General features: G+C 73.6%; 16 protein-coding genes. 6 read left to right on the forward strand and 10 right to left on the reverse strand.

Annotation, left to right across the window (positions count from 1 at the left end; all coding sequences use genetic code 11):
- Positions 1-52: 52 nt before the first annotated feature.
- Both CP984_RS10245 and CP984_RS10250 read right to left on the reverse strand, forming a co-directional pair.
- Positions 53-1,261, reverse strand: coding sequence for an AI-2E family transporter (locus CP984_RS10245; RefSeq protein WP_043980063.1), 1,209 nt, complete (start codon positions 1,259-1,261; stop codon positions 53-55).
- 180 nt (positions 1,262-1,441) lie between these two features.
- Complete coding sequence (locus CP984_RS10250; RefSeq protein WP_003983553.1) at positions 1,442-1,636, reverse strand: DUF3046 domain-containing protein; 195 nt, start codon at positions 1,634-1,636, stop codon at positions 1,442-1,444.
- Positions 1,637-1,715: 79 nt separating this feature from the next.
- Here CP984_RS10250 and CP984_RS10255 point away from each other — a divergent pair, with 79 nt between their 5' ends.
- Complete coding sequence (locus CP984_RS10255) at positions 1,716-2,645, forward strand: hypothetical protein (RefSeq protein WP_003983554.1); 930 nt, start codon at positions 1,716-1,718, stop codon at positions 2,643-2,645.
- Between the two features lie 33 nt (positions 2,646-2,678).
- Here the strand turns inward: CP984_RS10255 and CP984_RS10260 are convergent, their stop codons facing one another.
- The 3 genes from CP984_RS10260 to CP984_RS10270 all read right to left on the reverse strand — a co-directional run bounded on the left by CP984_RS10260 (position 2,679) and on the right by CP984_RS10270 (position 4,856).
- Positions 2,679-2,987 carry an AzlD domain-containing protein gene (locus CP984_RS10260; RefSeq protein WP_003983555.1) on the reverse strand — a complete coding sequence of 103 codons (309 nt, stop codon included), beginning with the start codon at positions 2,985-2,987 and terminating at the stop codon, positions 2,679-2,681.
- Positions 2,984-3,754, reverse strand: a complete 771-nt coding sequence (locus tag CP984_RS10265) for an AzlC family ABC transporter permease (RefSeq protein ID WP_226048799.1) — start codon at positions 3,752-3,754, stop codon at positions 2,984-2,986. Before CP984_RS10265 ends, CP984_RS10260 begins: the two co-directional genes overlap by 4 nt.
- Before the next feature lie 139 nt (positions 3,755-3,893).
- Entirely contained in the window at positions 3,894-4,856 is a 963-nt protein-coding gene (locus CP984_RS10270) for an AraC family transcriptional regulator (RefSeq protein WP_003983557.1), read from the reverse strand.
- 133 nt (positions 4,857-4,989) lie between these two features.
- Here CP984_RS10270 and CP984_RS10275 point away from each other — a divergent pair, with 133 nt between their 5' ends.
- On the forward strand, positions 4,990-9,753 hold the full coding sequence (locus CP984_RS10275; protein ID WP_030184638.1) for an ATP-dependent helicase: 4,764 nt from the start codon (positions 4,990-4,992) through the stop codon (positions 9,751-9,753).
- 48 nt (positions 9,754-9,801) lie between these two features.
- Complete coding sequence (locus CP984_RS10280; RefSeq protein WP_003983558.1) at positions 9,802-10,623, forward strand: Fpg/Nei family DNA glycosylase; 822 nt, start codon at positions 9,802-9,804, stop codon at positions 10,621-10,623.
- Positions 10,624-10,636: 13 nt separating this feature from the next.
- Here the strand turns inward: CP984_RS10280 and CP984_RS10285 are convergent, their stop codons facing one another.
- Entirely contained in the window at positions 10,637-10,966 is a 330-nt protein-coding gene (locus CP984_RS10285) for a hypothetical protein (protein ID WP_003983559.1), read from the reverse strand.
- 380 nt (positions 10,967-11,346) lie between these two features.
- Here CP984_RS10285 and hemC point away from each other — a divergent pair, with 380 nt between their 5' ends.
- Both hemC and CP984_RS10295 read left to right on the forward strand, forming a co-directional pair.
- Positions 11,347-12,321: a hydroxymethylbilane synthase gene (gene hemC, locus CP984_RS10290; protein WP_003983560.1), complete on the forward strand. Its 975-nt coding sequence runs from the start codon at positions 11,347-11,349 to the stop codon at positions 12,319-12,321.
- 182 nt (positions 12,322-12,503) lie between these two features.
- Complete coding sequence (locus CP984_RS10295; RefSeq protein ID WP_078575682.1) at positions 12,504-13,013, forward strand: hypothetical protein; 510 nt, start codon at positions 12,504-12,506, stop codon at positions 13,011-13,013.
- Positions 13,014-13,120: 107 nt separating this feature from the next.
- Here the strand turns inward: CP984_RS10295 and CP984_RS10300 are convergent, their stop codons facing one another.
- Positions 13,121-13,540, reverse strand: coding sequence for a PPOX class F420-dependent oxidoreductase (locus tag CP984_RS10300; protein ID WP_003983562.1), 420 nt, complete (start codon positions 13,538-13,540; stop codon positions 13,121-13,123).
- Positions 13,541-13,839: 299 nt separating this feature from the next.
- Here CP984_RS10300 and CP984_RS10305 point away from each other — a divergent pair, with 299 nt between their 5' ends.
- Positions 13,840-15,012 (forward strand): methyltransferase domain-containing protein, encoded by a 1,173-nt coding sequence (locus tag CP984_RS10305; protein ID WP_100246635.1) that lies wholly within the window; start codon positions 13,840-13,842, stop codon positions 15,010-15,012.
- Between the two features lie 41 nt (positions 15,013-15,053).
- On the opposite strand, the gene CP984_RS10310 is transcribed toward CP984_RS10305, so the two are convergent.
- The 3 genes from CP984_RS10310 to CP984_RS10320 all read right to left on the reverse strand — a co-directional run bounded on the left by CP984_RS10310 (position 15,054) and on the right by CP984_RS10320 (position 16,904).
- Positions 15,054-15,524 (reverse strand): Dps family protein, encoded by a 471-nt coding sequence (locus CP984_RS10310; RefSeq protein ID WP_003983564.1) that lies wholly within the window; start codon positions 15,522-15,524, stop codon positions 15,054-15,056.
- Between the two features lie 314 nt (positions 15,525-15,838).
- A complete protein-coding gene (locus tag CP984_RS10315; protein ID WP_003983565.1) occupies positions 15,839-16,222 on the reverse strand; it encodes a helix-turn-helix domain-containing protein in 384 nt (127 codons plus the stop codon).
- A 109-nt stretch (positions 16,223-16,331) separates the two neighbouring features.
- Entirely contained in the window at positions 16,332-16,904 is a 573-nt protein-coding gene (locus tag CP984_RS10320) for a CinA family protein (RefSeq protein ID WP_003983566.1), read from the reverse strand.
- Positions 16,905-16,933 lie beyond the last annotated feature (29 nt).

The following is a 16,933-nucleotide window of genomic DNA, read 5'->3' on the forward strand; positions in this document are numbered from 1 at the left end:
CGCGGCCGAGGGTGGGGCCGTCGGCCGGGCGGTCCGGCTCCGCCCCGCTGCCTCACTCGCCCTTGCCGCCCGTGCCCCGCTCGCCCCCGTCCGTACCGTCCTCGCCCCGGCCACCGCCGCCCCCGCGTCCTTCCAGCGGCGCGGCCGGCGGGTCGTCGTGCAGGGAGCGGCGCAGCCGGTGCAGGGCCGAGGAGGCGCGCCGGCGCCGGCCGCCGCCCCGTACCCGTACGTCGTCCGTGACCTCGTACCGCTTCACGTACGCGCCGAGGAACGCCTGGAGCGTCGCGGTCGCCGGGATGGCGATCAGCGCGCCGACCGCGCCCATCAGCGCCGTGCCGGCGATCACCGAGCCGAAGGCGACGGCCGGGTGGATGTCCACGGTCTTGGCCGTGATGCGCGGCTGGAGCAGGTAGTTCTCGAACTGCTGGTAGATCACGACGAAACCGAAGACCCACAGTGCGTACCAGGGGTTGACGGTAAAGGCGAGCAGGATCGGCAGCGCGCCCGCGAGGTAGGTGCCGATGGTCGGGATGAACTGGGAGACCAGCCCCACCCACATGCCGAGCGCGGGGGCGTACGGCACGCCCAGGATCTCCAGCAGGACGTAGTGCGCGATGCCCGAGATGAGCGCCATCAGGCCGCGCGAGTACAGATAGCCGCCGGTCTTGGCGACCGCGATCTCCCAGGCGCGCAGCACCTCGGCCTGCCGGGACGGCGGCAGGACCGAGCACAGGGCGCGGCGCAGCCGGGGGCCGTCGGCGGCGAAGTAGAAGGAGAACAGCGCCACCGTCAGCAGGTTGAACAGGCTGCCCAGGACGGTCGCGGAGACGGCGAGCACATTGTTGGCGCTGTCCTGGACGTACTTCTGCAGCCAGTCCGATTTCAGCAGGTTGTTCTGCACCTCGACCCGCGAGAGGTGGCTGTGGAAGGTGCTGTTGATCCAGCTGATCACCGAGTCCAGATACTGCGGGAACTCCTGCACCATGGTGGCGATCTGGCCCGCGAGCATCGACCCGAGGAGCGCGAAGAACCCCGCGGTCCCGACGAGTATGCCGAGGAAGACCAGGGCGGTCGCGCCCCCGCGCCGCATGCCCCGGGCCGCCATCCAGTCCACGGCCGGCTCGACGGCCAGGGCGAGGAAGAAGGCGATGAGCACGTTCAGCAGCAGCGAGATGAGCTGGTGGAACGCCCAGCTGGCGAGCTGGAAACAGGCCACGAGGGCGAGCGCCAGCACCATGGCGCGGGGCAGCCACCGCGGCATCCGCGCGGCCGGGCCGTCGGGTCGTGGGTCGTCGTGGCTGGTGGGGTTCTCGGTCGCTGGCACGGCCCAAGTGTCGCGCACGGATCTGACAACTCCCGCCCTGCCCCGCGCGGCACGGCTGTTCGCCCCCGCCCGTGCCCTCCGCGCGGCCCCCTTCCGGCCCCGTCGGCCCCGTCCGGGTCAGCGCTTGTCGTACGGGACGTCCATCGTCGCGCAGACCACCCGCCAGACGTCCTTCGCCTCCCAGCCCGCGGCCAGCGCCTCGTGGACGGTCCGCCCGCCGAGCCCGGACATCACATGATCACGTGCGAAGGATTCGGCGTAGGACGCACCGAAGTGCTCCGCCATCCGCTGCCAGAAGACCGTCAACCGCATACCTCCAGTATCCCGCCCCTGAGAGTGCAGCCGTGTCCACGCCGGTGCCGGGCCGCCGGTTCGGCCCTACCGTCGGGCCATGGCGGAAAACGGAGCACCACAGCCGACCTCACTGGCGCGTGCCGAGCGCTTCATCTGGCTCACTGCCCGGGTGCTCGAACAGCGCCGCTTCGCGTACCACTTCCTGGGCGGGAGCGCGGACGGCGTGGAGGCCGCGCTCGCCGCGTACGCCAATCCGGACGGTGGTTACGGGCACGCCCTGGAGCCCGATCTGCGCGGGCCGGTCAGCCAGCCGCTGCACACCGCGCACGCCCTGTACGTCCTCGACCGCATCGGGCGCTGCTGCGGACAGCGGGCCGAGCGGATCTGCCGCTATCTGACCGAGGTGTCCACCATGCAGGGCGCGCTGCCCGCCCTGCACCCCTCGGTGCGCGGCTATCCGGCCGCCCCCTGGCTGCCGGTGCTCGACGACCCGCCGAGCGCTCTCCTGGCCACCGGGCCCGTCGTGGGACTGCTGCACCGTAACGAGGTGTGGCACGCCTGGCTGTTCCGGGCCACGGATTTCTGCTGGCAGGCGGTGGAGTCCCTGGAAAGAACCCATCCGTACGAGGTCGAGGCGGCGCTCGCGTTCCTGGAGGGCGCGCGTGACCGGCCGCGCGCCGAGGCCGCCGCGCAGCGCCTGGGTTCTCTGGTGCGCGCGCAGCGGCTGGTCCTCCTGGAGCCGGAGCAGGCGTCCCGTACACCGGCACCGGCCGGTTACGCGCCCGGGGAGCACCACTTCGCGTACGACTACGCGGCCGCGCCGGGCTCGCTCGCCCGCCGCTGGTTCACGGACGCCGAGACGGACCGGGCGCTGGACCACCTCGCCGCCCTCCAGCGGGAGGACGGCGGCTGGCCCGTGAACTGGCGTGCGTGGGCCCCGGGCACCGCTCTGGAGGGCCGGCCGATGGTGACGGTCAAGGCGCTGCTGACGCTGCGCGCCTACGGGCGCCTCGCCGCCCGGCAGTGACGGCGGTCAGATACCTGACTACGTTTTCCGCCCTCACCCGCCCAGCGCCCGTACACCCGCTGTCACCGCCACCGCGACCGCCACGACCAGCAGGAACGGCGCGCGCAGCAGCAGGGCGACCACCGCCGCGCCGACGCCCGCCACCCTGGCGTCCAGGAGCAGGTGGTGTCCGTCGCTGAAGGTCTCCTGCGCGGTGAGCGCGGCGAGCAGGGCCACCGGCAGCAGGGCCGCGAGGCGCTGGACGAGCGGCCGTTCCAGGGCGCCCGCGGGCACCAGGAGGCCGAGGTACTTCACCAGGTAGCAGCCGACGGCGGTGACGCCGATCGCGATCCAGACGTTCATCGTGCGCCCGCCTCTCGTGTGCCGTTCTCCGTCTCCGTGGTGCTCGGTGCGTCGCCGGTACGTGTACGGGCCCGGCGGCCGTCCGCCCAGAGGACGGCGGGCGCAGCCAGCGACGCCACGAGTACCGGTGCGCCCGCGGGCAGCAGCGGCAGCGTGACCAGCAGGAGGACGGCTCCGAGTCCCGCCGTGGCCCGTTCCGCCGTCGTCTTGAGCATGGGGCCGAGCAGCGCCACGAAGACCGCGGGGCCCGCCGCGTCCAGCCCCCACGCCTCCGTGTCCCCCAGAGCCTCGGCCCCCAAGACTCCGGCGAGCGTGGTGAGGTTCCACAGGGCATACAGGCTGAGTCCGGTGACCGTGAAGCCGAGGCGCGCGCTGCGCCGGTCGGGCTGGGCCAGGGTGACGGCCGAGGTTTCGTCGATGACCCAGTGGGCGGCGAACGGTTTGACCGCCGCCCGGTATCCGAGGAGGCCGGAAAGGCGCAGCCCGTAGAAGGCGTTGCGGGTGCCGAGGAATAACGCCCCGGCCGCCGCGGTGAACGGGTTGCCGCCCGCGGCCAGCGCGCCGACCAGCGCGAACTGCGAGGCGCCGGTGAAGACCAGCAGGCTCAGCGCACACGCCTGGAGCACCGTGAGCCCCGCGCCGGACGCGGTCACCCCGAACGCGAAGCCGGAGAGCCCGACGGCGACACCGACGCCGAGCGCGTCCCGGACGACCGCGGAACGGGGCGGGGTTTTGGCGGGGTGCACCGGCGGCGCAGGGCTCGGTATGTCCGCCCCGCGCCGGGTCGGCTCCGCCGGCGGTATCAGCTGATCGCGTTCTGTCTGTCCTGATGGCCGGGTCGTCTCCGGCTGGTCTGATGGCCGGATCGCTTCCGGCTGTTCCGTTTGCTGTGCCACGTTCGGGACCTTAGGAAGGCCCCTTCCCCGCGGTCTTGTACGTTCTTGCGCTGCCCGCCCGCTCGCGCCGGTACGCGCCCGGCGGTACGCCCACGATGCGGGTGAAGTGCCGGTTCAGATGCGGCTGGTCGGTGAAGCCGACGGCGACGGCGGCCTCGGCGGGCGCCGTACCGGCTTCCAGCAGCCGACGGGCACGGCGTACGCGCGCGTCGGTGAGCCAGGCGTGCGGCGGCATTCCGTACGCGTTCTTGAAGGCGCGCAGCAGGGCGAATGGGCTGGTGCCCAGTTCCTGTGCCAGCTGTTCCAGTGACGGCGGCGACGTGAGGCGGGTTTCCAGGAGGGCCCTGGCGCGTTCGGCGGTGCGTGCCCCGGCCGCGGCGGGTGTGCGGGCCGGGAGCGGGCCTCCGTGGCGCCGCAGCAGCCGGGCGATCACGACGCGCAGCAGGCTGTCGGCGGCCAGCGCGTTGCCCTCCTCGGCCGCGCGGTGCACGCCGTTGACGAGGCGTACGGCCTCCGGGTCGGCCGCGAAGGCGTCGGTGAACCCGGCGGTGCCGGTCAGGCCGGTTGTCTCGGCGGCGATGTCGGCGACGAGCTGCGCGGAGGGGTAGAGCGTCGAGTACGCCCACCCCTCCGGCGCCCCGGCCTGCGCGGTGTGCGGCACCTCGGGGTTGATCATGACGATGCCGCCGCCCCCGGCGTCCACGGCGCCGTCCGGCAGTCCGATCCGCTCGATCCCTCCGGTGACGGCGCCCAGGACGTAGCCCTCGTGGGAGTGGCGGGGGAAGGTGTGCCGTACGTAGCGGGCGCGCAGCAGGTCCAGGCCAGGCAGCCCGGCGTACTGCCAGTGCCGGGCCCACTCGCCGCTCCTCCGGGCCGAGGGGGCCGCCGCCGGGGCCACGTCAGCCCGGGCCTCCGCGTCCGGCGCCGTCGCGCCGCCCGGGCCGCCCGCGTCCCCCGTCCCGCCGCCGATCATGGCGTCATTGTGCTCCGTCGCGGCCCGCCGCCGCCCGGGTGTCCGGGTCGTGGACGGCGCGGGGCAGCGACATCACCGCAGGTGAACGGCGGGTCACCGTCGATTGTCAGTGGTCCGTTGCACGATGGGGGACATGGCCAAGGCAGCGCTCGACTCGTTCTCCCCCGCGACCCGCGACTGGTTCACGGGGGCGTTCCGCGCGCCCACCGCCGCGCAAGAGGGCGCCTGGCGGGCCATCGGCGCGGGGTCGGACGTGCTGGTGGTCGCGCCGACCGGCTCCGGCAAGACCCTGGCCGCCTTCCTCGCCTCACTGGACCGGCTCGCGAGCGTCCCGCCGCCCGCCGAGCCGAAGAAGCGCTGCCGGGTGCTGTACGTCTCCCCCCTGAAGGCCCTCGCCGTCGACGTCGAGCGCAACCTGCGCAGCCCGCTCACCGGCATCCGCCAGGAATCCGTCCGCCAAGGGCTGCCCGAGCCGGACATCCGGGTGGGCATCCGCTCCGGCGACACCCCGGCCGCCGAGCGCCGCGCGATCGCCACCCGGCCGCCGGACATCCTCATCACCACTCCCGAGTCGCTGTTCCTCATGCTGACCTCCTCGGCCCGGGAGGCCCTCGAAGGCGTCGAGACGGTGATCGTGGACGAGGTGCACGCCGTCGCCGGCACGAAGCGCGGCGCCCATCTCGCGCTCTCCCTGGAGCGGCTGGACCACCTGCTGGAGCGCCCGGCCCGGCGTATCGGGCTGTCGGCGACGGTGCGCCCGGTGGAGGAGGTCGCCCGGTACCTGTCGCCGCAGCGCCGGGTGGAGATCGTCCAGCCGCCGTCCGGCAAGGAGTTCGACCTGTCGGTCGTGGTCCCCGTGGAGGACCTGGGCGAGCTGGGCGGCTCTCCCGTCCAGGAGGGCGACACCGGCGAGAAGCCCTCCATCTGGCCGCATGTCGAGGAGAAGATCGCCGACCTGGTGCAGGCGCACCGTTCGACGATCGTGTTCGCCAACTCCCGCCGCCTCGCCGAGCGCCTGTGCAACCGGCTGAACGAGATCGCGTACGAACGCGCCACCGGCGAGGCGCTGCCCGAGGACCACTCCCCCGCCGAGCTGATGGCCGAGTCCGGCGCCGCCAAGGGGGCGCCCGCGCTGCTGGCCCGCGCCCACCACGGCTCGGTGTCCAAGGAGCAGCGCGCCCAGGTGGAGGAGGACCTGAAGGCGGGCCGGCTGCCGGCCGTGGTCGCCACGTCCAGCCTGGAGCTGGGTATCGACATGGGCGCGGTCGACCTGGTCGTGCAGGTCGAGTCCCCGCCGTCGGTCGCCTCCGGCCTCCAGCGGGTCGGCCGCGCGGGCCACCAGGTCGGCGCGGTGTCCCGGGGCGTGGTCTTCCCCAAGTACCGCGGCGACCTCGTGCAGGCCGCGGTCGTCACGGAGCGGATGCGGGCCGGCTCCATCGAGTCGCTGCGCGTCCCGGCCAACCCCCTGGACGTACTGGCCCAGCAGCTGGTCGCGATGGCGTCGATGGACACCTGGGACGTGACGGAGCTGCTGGCCCTGGTCCGCCGCTCCGCCTCCTTCGCGTCCCTGCCCGAGTCCGCGTTCAACGGCGTCCTGGACATGCTCGCGGGCCGCTACCCCTCCGACGCCTTCGCCGAGCTGCGCCCGCGCGTCGTGTGGGACCGGGTGGCGCAGACGGTCACCGGCCGCCCCGGCGCGCAGCGGCTGGCCGTCACCTCCGGCGGCACGATCCCCGACCGCGGCCTCTTCGGGGTCTTCCTGGCCGGTGCGGACCCCAAGAAGGGCGGTGGCCGGGTCGGGGAGCTGGACGAGGAAATGGTCTACGAGTCCCGCGTCGGCGATGTCTTCACGCTCGGTACGACGTCCTGGCGCATCGAGGACATCACCCGCGACCGGGTGCTGGTGTCCCCCGCCCCCGGCGTGCCCGGCCGCCTGCCCTTCTGGAAGGGCGACCAGCTGGGCCGCCCTCTCGAACTGGGCCGTGCGCTGGGCGCGTTCCTCCGCGAGATCGGCTCGGTCGACCAAGAGGCCGCCCGCGCGCGGCTGTCCGCCGCCGGCCTCGACGACTGGGCGACGGGCAACGTCCTCGCGTATCTCGCCGAGCAGCGGCAGAGCTGCGGCCATGTGCCGGACGACCGCACGATCGTGGTCGAGCGTTTCCGTGACGAGCTGGGCGACTGGCGGGTGGTGGTGCACTCCCCGTTCGGCGCGCAGGTGCACGCCCCCTGGGCGCTGGCCCTCGGCGCCCGCCTCGCCGAGCGCTACGGCATGGACGCGCAGGTCATGCACGCCGACGACGGCATCGTGCTGCGCCTGCCGGACGCCGACCTGATGGGCCTGGACCTGCTCGACAGCGACACCGGCGACTTCGACCCGGCGGCCCGCGGCATGGAGTACGACCCCGAGCAGTCCCCGGTGGGCGCCGCCGACGTGGTCTTCGACAAGGGCGAGGTCGACCAGGTCGTCACGGACCAGGTGGGCGGCTCGGCCCTGTTCGCCTCCCGGTTCCGCGAATGCGCGGCCCGCGCCCTGCTGCTGCCCCGCCGCACCCCCGGCAAGCGCACACCCCTGTGGCAGCAGCGCCAGCGCGCCTCCCAGCTCCTCCAGGTGGCGGGCGAGTTCGGGTCGTTCCCGATCGTGCTGGAGGCCGTCCGCGAATGCCTCCAGGACGTGTTCGACGTACCGGGCCTGACGGAGCTGATGGGCGACATCGAGGCCCGCCGGGTCCGCCTCGTCGAGGTCACCACCCCCGAGCCGTCCCCCTTCGCCCGCTCCCTGCTGTTCGGTTACGTGGCCCAGTTCCTCTACGAGGGCGACTCCCCCCTCGCCGAGCGCCGGGCCGCCGCCCTGTCCCTGGACTCCCGGCTGCTGGCCGAGCTGCTCGGCCAGGCCGAACTGCGCGAACTGCTCGACGCCGACGTCCTGGCCGAGCTGGAGAGCGAGCTCCAGTGGCTGACCGAGGACCGCCGGGTCAAGGACGCCGAGGGCGTGGCCGACCTGCTGCGGATGCTCGGCCCGCTCACCGACGCCGAACTGTCCGAGCGGGGCGCCGATCCCGCATGGGTACGGGAGCTGGCGGCCGCCCGCCGGGCCATCACCGTCCGCATCGCGGGCCAGGACCACTGGGCCGCCATCGAGGACGCGGGCCGGCTGCGCGACGCCCTCGGTACGGCCCTGCCGGTCGGCGTCCCCGAGTCCTTCACCGAGCCCGTCAAGGACCCCCTCGGCGACCTCCTGTCCCGCTACGCCCGTACGCACGGCCCGTTCGCCTCCGACCAGGCCGCCGCCCGCTTCGGCCTCGGCACGGCCGTCACGGACGGCGCCCTCCAGCGGCTGGCCGCTGCGGGACGTGTCGTACAAGGCGAGTTTCACCCTTCCGGGATCGGCCAGGAATGGTGCGACGCCCAAGTGCTGCGCCGCCTGCGCCGCCGCTCCCTGGCCGCGCTCCGGCACGAGCTGGAGCCGGTGCCGCCCGCCGCCCTGGCGTCCTTCCTCCCGCAGTGGCAGCAGGTCGGGCCCCTCGTCACCAAGACGCCGTACGGAGCGGGGGCGAAGCGCGGCGGGTCGTACGGCCTGCGCGGCATCGACGGCCTGGTCCGCGCCGTCGAGCAGTTGCAGGGCGCTGCCGTGCCCGCCTCCGCCCTCGAAAAGCTGGTGCTGCCCTCCCGCGTCGGCGACTACGCCCCGGCGCTCCTGGACGAGCTGACCTCCACCGGCGAAGTGCTGTGGGCGGGCGCGGGCGCGCTCCCCGGCAAGGACGGCTGGATCTCCCTCTACCTCGCCGACACCGCCCCGCTGCTCCTGCCGCCACCGCACCCGCTGGAGCTGTCCCCCCTGCACCAGTCCGTCCTCCAGGCCCTCGCCCCCGGTTACGGCCTCTTCTTCCGCCAGCTGGCCGACCAGGTCCGCGCCACCACCCACCCCGAGTGCACGGACCCCCAACTCGCCGACGCCCTGTGGGACCTGGCCTGGTCCGGCCGCCTCACCAACGACACCCTCGCCCCGCTCCGTTCCCTCCTCGGCTCGGGCCGTACGTCCGGTTCCACCGCCCACCGGGCCAAGCGCGCGGTCCCCCGCGGCCGGTACGGCACCCTGACCGCGGCCACCGGCCGCACCGGCCGACCCACCGCCTCCCGCTCCGGGCCGCCGACCGTCGCCGGCCGCTGGTCCCTGCTGCCCGCCTCCGAACCGGAGCCCACCCACCGCGCCCACGCCCTGGCGCGCACGCTCCTGGACCGGCACGGCGTCGTCACCCGCGGCGCCGTCGCCGCCGAGGGCGTCGAGGGCGGCTTCTCGGCCGCGTACCGTGTCCTGGCCGCCTTCGAGGAGACCGGCCAGGCCCGGCGCGGCTATGTGGTCGAGGGGCTGGGCGCCGCGCAGTTCGCCATGGACGGCGCGGTCGACCGGCTGCGCGCCGTCAACACCAGCCGCGAGCGCGTCGCCGACGAGTACGCCCAGGACGGCCCCGGGGACCGCCGCTCCACCGGGCCGCAGCGGGCGCTGGTGCTGGCCGCCGCCGACCCGGCGAACGCGTACGGAGCCGCCCTGTCCTGGCCCGAGCCGCCGGACGGCTCGACGCACAAGCCGGGCCGCAAGGCGGGCTCCCTCGTCGTCCTCGTCGACGGCGAACTGACGCTGTACATGGAGCGCGGCGGCAAGACCCTGCTGGCCTGGGCGCAGTCCGGCGAAGCGGGCGCGCCCGACACCGGCTCCCCCGCCGGTACGCGCCTGCGGCTCGCCCTCGAAGCTCTCGGCGACGCCGCGCGGGCGGGCGCCCTCGGCACGATCACCGTGGAGCGCGTCAACGGCGCCGCGGCCCTCACCTCCCCCTTCGCCCCCGCTCTGGAGGCGGCCGGGTTCCATCCCACTCCGAGGGGGTTCCGTCTGCGTCCTTGAGGTGCGGCCGACCGGCGGGCCCCGTCCCGCCCCCGGCACAATGGCCCCATGCCCGAAGGCGACACCGTTTGGCGCACCGCCCGCCGCCTGCACGAGGCGCTGGCCGGCAAGCAGCTGACCCGATCCGACCTGCGCGTGCCGAAGCTCGCCACCACCGATCTGTCCGGCCGTACGGTCCTGGAGGTGATCCCGCGCGGCAAGCACCTCCTCACCCGCGTCGAGGGCGGCCTGACCCTCCACTCGCACCTGCGCATGGACGGCGCCTGGAAGATCTACGCCCCGGCCGAGCGCTGGCGCGGCGGCCCCGGCCACCAGATCCGCGCGGTCCTCGCCACCGCCGACCGCACCGCCGTCGGCTACCGCCTGCCCGTACTGGAACTCCTGCGCACCGCCGACGAGGGCGACGCCGTGGGGCACCTGGGCCCGGACCTGCTGGGCCCCGACTGGGACGCGGACGAGGCGCTGCGGCGCCTGCTCGCCGACCCCGCCCGTCCGCTCGGCGAGGCGCTGCTCGACCAGCGGAACCTGGCCGGTATCGGCAACGTCTTCAAGTGCGAGCTCTGCTTCCTGCTGCGGGCGTCCCCTTGGCTGCCCATCGGCCGGCTGCCCGCTCCGGAGCGTGCGACCACCCTCGCGAAGAAGCTCCTGGAGGCCAACAAGGACCGGCTCGCCCGCGTCACGACACCGAGTGCCCGCCCGGACCGCCGCCAGTGGGTCTACGGGCGCGGGGGCCGCCCGTGTTTCCGCTGCGGCACACCGATCCGTACGGGAGAACAAGGCCCGGCCACCCAGGAACGCGTCACCTACTGGTGCCCCACGTGCCAGCCGGAGGACGTGGACGCGCCGTCATCCCCTGAGCCAACCGGGTGACCCCGCCCCACCGTCACCTACGCCAGAGCCGTCCGAGCCCGGCCCGCCGCCCGACCCCGGCGGCCGACTCCCGCAGCAGGCCCCGAATGCGTCCGGCTTCCCGACCGCCCCGGCCCTCCTTGCCGCCACCGCGCCGCCCCGGGTCCGTCCATGGCACGCAGTGCACCGGCAACAGGCTCAGCCCCCAGCCCCCCGCCGCCACCGCCCCTTCGACGATCCCCGCCGTGCCCGGCCACAGCGTCAGCCTCAGCACGGCCCAGCACCACAGCCCCCCGGCCGCGGCCCCGGTCACCAGCCGGACCGGAGATATGCCGAACCGGGCGAAGACGTCGTGCCTGGCCATGGCTGCCTCCTCCGGTCGACGCTAGACGGGCGCGGCCGTCCAGTGGGAGGGCGCACCGGGGCACAACCGGCGCGAACGGATCGACGGAGCCGTACGTCCGGCCCCGTACCGACCGGCCTCGGTCTTCTCCACCGATCCCGGTCTTCCCGGTATTTTCGCGCGGCGCCGTCCGCCCCGCATCCAGACGAACCCGCGACCGCCCCATGCCCGGCCGCCCACCGCCCACGTGCCGGACCGGCCCCGACCGAGCACCGCGCGCCACTCGTACACCAGCTCGCCCCCGCGGCTCCCCGGCCCGTCGCCCCGCGTCTCCTACGCTGCACTGAGTGGTCACCGCCCGTCGGCGGCCACCGCCCCAGACGCACCGAACGGAGACCTCCGTGAGCGCCGATCCCCCCGCCCGCGAGCTGCGCATCGGGACCCGTACGAGCCCCATGGCGCTCGCCCAGACCACCCACGTCACCCGGCTGCTGCACGCACTCGACCCACGGCTGCGCATCGTGACCGTCCCGGTCCAGAGCGAGGCCGGCCTGTGGCACGGCGATCTGTCCGGCACCGGCGGGAAGGGCCTGTTCGTCAAGGCCCTGGACGCACGGTTGCAGAGCGGCGACATCGACCTCGCGCTGCACTGCCTCAAGGACGTACCCGGCGACGTGCCGCTCCGCGAGGGGCTGGTCGTCGTCGCGCATCTGGAGCGCGCCGACGTCCGGGACGCGCTGGTCGTGCCCGAACACTCCGGGGTGCGCCGCCTCGACGACCTCCCGCATGGCGCCCGGGTCGGCACCGCGTCCGTACGCCGCCGGGCCCAGCTCCTGCGGCTCCGCCCGGACCTGCGGATCGTGCCCGTACGCGGCGCCGTCGGCACCCGCCTGGACCTCCTGGACGGCGGGCGGGAGGCGCACGTCGAGCTGGACGCGCTGGTCCTGGCCAGTGCCGGGCTGGCCAGGCTGGGCCTGACGCACCGGGCACGGCAGGTCTTCGAGACGGACGAGCTGCTGCCGGCCGTCGGCGCCGGCGTCCTGTCCCTGGAGTGCCGCCGCCACGACACCGCCCTCGCCGCGCTGTTGGAACAGCTCAACCACGAACGGACGCTCACGGAGGCGACCGCCGAGCGGGTCATGCTCCAGGGGCTGCGCGGCCACTGCAACAGTCCCATCGCGGGGTACTGCGTCACCGGGCCCGACGGGCACCTCTCCTTGCGCGGCATGGTCTTCTCCCCGGACGGCACCGCGTTCGCGCAGGCGCACCTGCGCAGCGACGCACCGCACGATCCGGCCGCGCTGGGCGCGCACGCCGCGACCGAACTCCTCAGCCAGGGCGCCCGAGCGCTGATCGACACCGGGGCTCCTCTTTGACGCGCGCGCCTTCCGTGCCCCCGCGCCTTTCGTACGCCGCACGCAATTCCCGCGCATTTCCCGGCGACGGCGCAATCGTCAACCACCGCGGAATCACCGGCAAATGACGGCCGAGCCGGCCTCAGGACACCAACCCGACCCCGGCGCCAAGGTGCTCCACCCACAGGCGTACGCTCCCGATCATGGAGGGGCGAGAAGCGCTTCGGCGCCGCATTCGTATCTGGTTGGTTGTTTTCATCGTCGGTCTCGTGCTGAGCGGACTGACGGCTTTTCCGCTCGTCACCGAACTCCGGTGGGCCGATGAACTGCTGCGGTCCGGCGCGTCGCCAGTCGCCGACCGGCTGCCGGGGCTGGTGGAGTGGATCGGCAGGGCCAGGGAGGGGCTGGAGGCCACCGACGCGAAGTATCCGTTCGTGCTGTACGGAACCGACTGGCTGGCGTTCGCGCATCTGGTCATCGCGGTGGCGTTCTACGGACCGTTCCGGGACCCGGTGCGCAATATCTGGGTCATCGACTTCGGCATGATCGCGTGCGCGGGAATCATTCCGCTGGCCCTCATCTGCGGCCCGATACGCGGAATTCCCTTCTACTGGCAGCTGATCGACATGTCGTTCGGTGTCTTCGGCGTCATTCCGCTGCTGGTGGTGCGCCGTATGATCAAACGGCTGGAGGCGTACGAACTCGCGGCCTGAACGGATGAGTTCCCGAGTTCACAGGTGAATGCCGAACCGACGAACGTCCTCTCCCCGGCACCCCGGGAAGAGGACGTCCCTACGTCGGTTCTGCCGTACGCCACCGGTCAGCCGGCCTGGCTGCTGTCCTTGTGGTTGCCCCAGCCGTGCCAGCGGTCGATCTCGATCCAGGCGCTGACCCGGCCGCGGTCGCGCTGCGGGTAGGGGTTGCCGAGGTAGTGGCGGGCCAGCCGGTCGATGTCGGACAGGTCCTTGTCGTCACGGAACTCGGTGACGCGGCCGATGATGCTGATGTGGGTGTACCAGTTGTCCTCGTCGAGGACGGTGAGCGTCACCCGGGGGTCGTTGCGCAGGTGCTGCAGGCGCCTGCGGCCCTCGTCCATGTTGACCAGCACGCGGCCGTCGTCCCAGAGGTACCAGGTCGCCGTGGAGACGGGCTGCCCGTCCGACCGCAGGGTCGTGATGACCGACGGGTTGGCCTTCTCCAGCATCGCGACCGCCTCGCGCGGCAGCGGGGGTTTCGACATAGCGGACACTCCTCCATACGTTGCTGATGCGGCGTTCGTTTCCCCCAACATGATCGTCCGCCCCCGCCTTCCCGGAGCACAGACACGCCATCGCGACGCGCCTGCCGCACGGGGCGGACGGCGGCACCCCGGTCACCCGGGTACCCGGCCCCGGGCGCTCCGCACGGTGCGGTGGCGGCGCACGTCGGCCGCTCCCGTAACGATCACACGCCCCGGCGCGCGGGGCATGCGCCCTCGCACCGGAGCCGCACGCTCCACTAGCGTCGAGACCCCGCCATCCGCGCCCAAGCCGGCCAGGAGTGACCACGCCCCCCGCCCCACACCCCTCCCCCGAAACCCTCCTCTCCCAAGTGGCCACCGCTCTCGGTCACCCCGTCGCGCCGCCTTGGGCCGACGCCGTACGCGCCGTGCCCCGCGATCGGTTTCTGCCGGACCGGATCTGGCTCCGGGACGGCGCCGGGGGCTACGCGCCCTGCGACCGCGCCGTGGATCCGGAGCGCTGGGGCGAGGCGGCGTTCAGCGACGTGCCGCTGGTGACGCAGATCAGGGAGGACGCCGACGGGTTCCGGGAACCGACCTCGTCCGCCTCCGCGCCCGGCACGGTGCTGCGCATGCTGGAGGAGGCGGGGATCGCCGACGGGCAGCGGGTGCTGGAGATCGGGACCGGGACCGGGTACCACGCCGCGCTGCTCGCGCACCGGCTCGGGGACGGTCTCGTGGTGAGCGTCGAGGTCGATCCCGTGCTCGCCGATACCGCCCGCGCCAACCTGAAGGGCGCGGGGCGCACGCCCACCGTCGTCACTGGCGACGGAGCGCTGGGGCACGCCGCTGCGGCCCCGTACGACCGGATCATCGCCACCTGTTCCGTGCGCGCCGTGCCCGCGGCCTGGCTCGCGCAGACGCTGCCCGGTGCCCGCCTCATCGTGCCGTGGAGCACCAGTTGGATCACGTACGGCACGCTCGTCCTCACCCGCCGCGCGGACGGCACCGCCGACGGCCGCTTCGCGGGCTACGGCTCGTACATGACGATGCGCGGTCAGCGGGCGGAGAGCGACCTCGACCGCGACCTCCTGCGCGACGGGCAGCGGCCCTGCCGGTCCGAAACGGCGCTGTCCCCGTGGGCCGTGGCCGGCGAGGACCTCGACGCGCAGTTCGCCGTCGGACTTCGGGTGCCCGATGTGTGGCACTCCTGGGACACCGCGACGGATCAGGCGCACACCCGCCTGTGGCTGGCCGACGACGCCGCGGCCTCGTGGGCGTCCGTGGACTACGACGGTCGGCAGACCGCCCGCTTCCCCGTACGGCAGCACGGGCCGCGCCGCCTCTGGGACGAGGTGGCCGCGGCCCACCGGCAGTGGGTACGCGCGGGCGAGCCCCGCGTCGCCGGCCACGGCCTCACCGTCACCGCCGAAGGACACCGGGTTCAGGTCCAGGGCCGCCGATCACCCCCTGAACAGCCGAGCGCCCCCTGACCTCGCCAGGGGGCGTTGATTCAGCCGTACGGCGGGACCGCTCAGGCGGACTCGGCCTGGAACATCCAGTGGTGCTTCTCAAGGTCGGCGGTCAGGCCGATCAGGATGTCCTGGGTCACCGGGTCGGGCTCGTCCGTCTCCTTGATGCGCTGCCGCATCCGGGCGATGACGGCGCCGAGTGCGTCGATCATGACGCGGACGACCTCGGCGTCCTTGATCCAGCTGTCCTGCACCGTGTCGATGCCGCTGGTCTTCGAGACCGTCTCGGCCCGGCCGTCCGGCGACACGCCGATCGCCGAGGCGCGCTCGGCAACGGTGTCGGCGTACGAGCGCGCCGTGTCCACGACATCGTCGAGCTGCAGATGTACGGACCGGAAACGCGGGCCGATGATGTTCCAGTGGACCTGCTTCGCCACGAGCGAGAGATCCACCAGGTCGACGAGGGCTCCCTGCAGTGCGTCCCCGACCACCTTGCGGGCGTCGTCGGACAGCGTGCTCTTGACGACAGACATCCATGACTCCTTTGCGGGCGATTTATTCCCTTCGCCCATTGTCCAGCTAATTAATCCTGTCTGTGCTGATCGGGTACCCCGCCGCGCCGTGGTAATGCCTGGCCACCCCCAAGTGAGGACCTAAGTCCCGCCGGCCGGCCCCGCCCGTCCCGCCGGAAGATGCCGGGAAAGCCCTGAGCCCCGCCCGGCGGCTGCCGGACGGGGCTCAGGGAAGTCGTGTGGGGCGCGTGGTCGGCGCCTGAAGAGGGGGAGTACGGCGACCACCTCGGCCGGGTGGCCCGAGGTGACCGGGCGGATCCGGAGGAGGTGACGGCTCAGGCCGCGACGACGTCGACCGCCTCCGCGGGGGCCTTGATCGTCACGCGGTCCTCGGGGACACCGGCCAGCGAGGCCACGGACACCGAGTTCAGCTTGGGGCGGACCGGTGCCGGCACCGGCTCGCTCGCGGCCGCGGAGCGGGCCAGCTCGGCGAGCGCCAGCTCGTCGCTGACCTCGCGCATCAGCTCGGACATGCGCACATCCAGCGCGTCACAGATCGCCGAGAGCAGCTCGGAAGAGGCTTCCTTCTGTCCCCGCTCGACCTCGGACAAGTAACCGAGCGACACCCGGGCGGAGGAGGAGACCTCGCGCAGGGTGCGGCCCTGGCGCTGACGCTGTCGGCGCAGCACGTCACCCAGCAGGCGACGAAGCAGAATCATCGCTGGCTCCCTCCTCGGACCTCGGATCCGGATCCTTCTCGCCCCACCGTACCGCCTCGGGCCTCGGCCGTGCGGGGCGCGAGTTCGTGTTCACTCAGGGCTGTAAACATCAAAATTCCCCCCGTTGTTCCGTATCCTGTGCCGCCGCATTCTCTGTCAGTTCGCTCACCAGCAGCGCCAGTGCCGCCGCCACGGTGTCCCGGCGGATCCGCTCCCGATCGCCGTCCAGCGTGAGCCGTCGCACACCGCCCGCGCCGCCCGGTCCGGCGACCGCGACGAAGACCGTGCCCACGGGCTGTCCGTCCTGGGGGTCGGGGCCGGCAACCCCTGTAGTGGCGATACCCCAGTGGGCGCCCAGCACACGCCTTACACCACGGGCCATCTGACGGGCAACCTCCGCGTCCACGGCCCCGCGGGCGTCCAGCAGCGCGCCGTCCACGCCCAGGATGTCCCGCTTGAGCGCGGTGGCGTACGCGGTCACCGAGCCCCGGAAGACCCGGGAGGCTCCGGGTACCCCGGTGAGGGCCCCGGCTACCAGGCCGCCCGTCAGCGATTCGGCCACCGCCAGGCTCGCCCCGCGCGCCGCGAGCACATCGAGTGCCCGCGCGGCCACGGCCGTCACCTCGGCGGCCGCGCCCGGAAAGTCCCCGGGGGCCGCCTCCTGCGCGGGATCAGCGGGCATTTCCACAGCCACTTCGGAAGGTCGCCCCA

Origin of the sequence: Streptomyces rimosus, assembly GCF_008704655.1 — a bacterium.
Classification (GTDB): Bacteria; Actinomycetota; Actinomycetes; order Streptomycetales; family Streptomycetaceae; genus Streptomyces; species Streptomyces rimosus.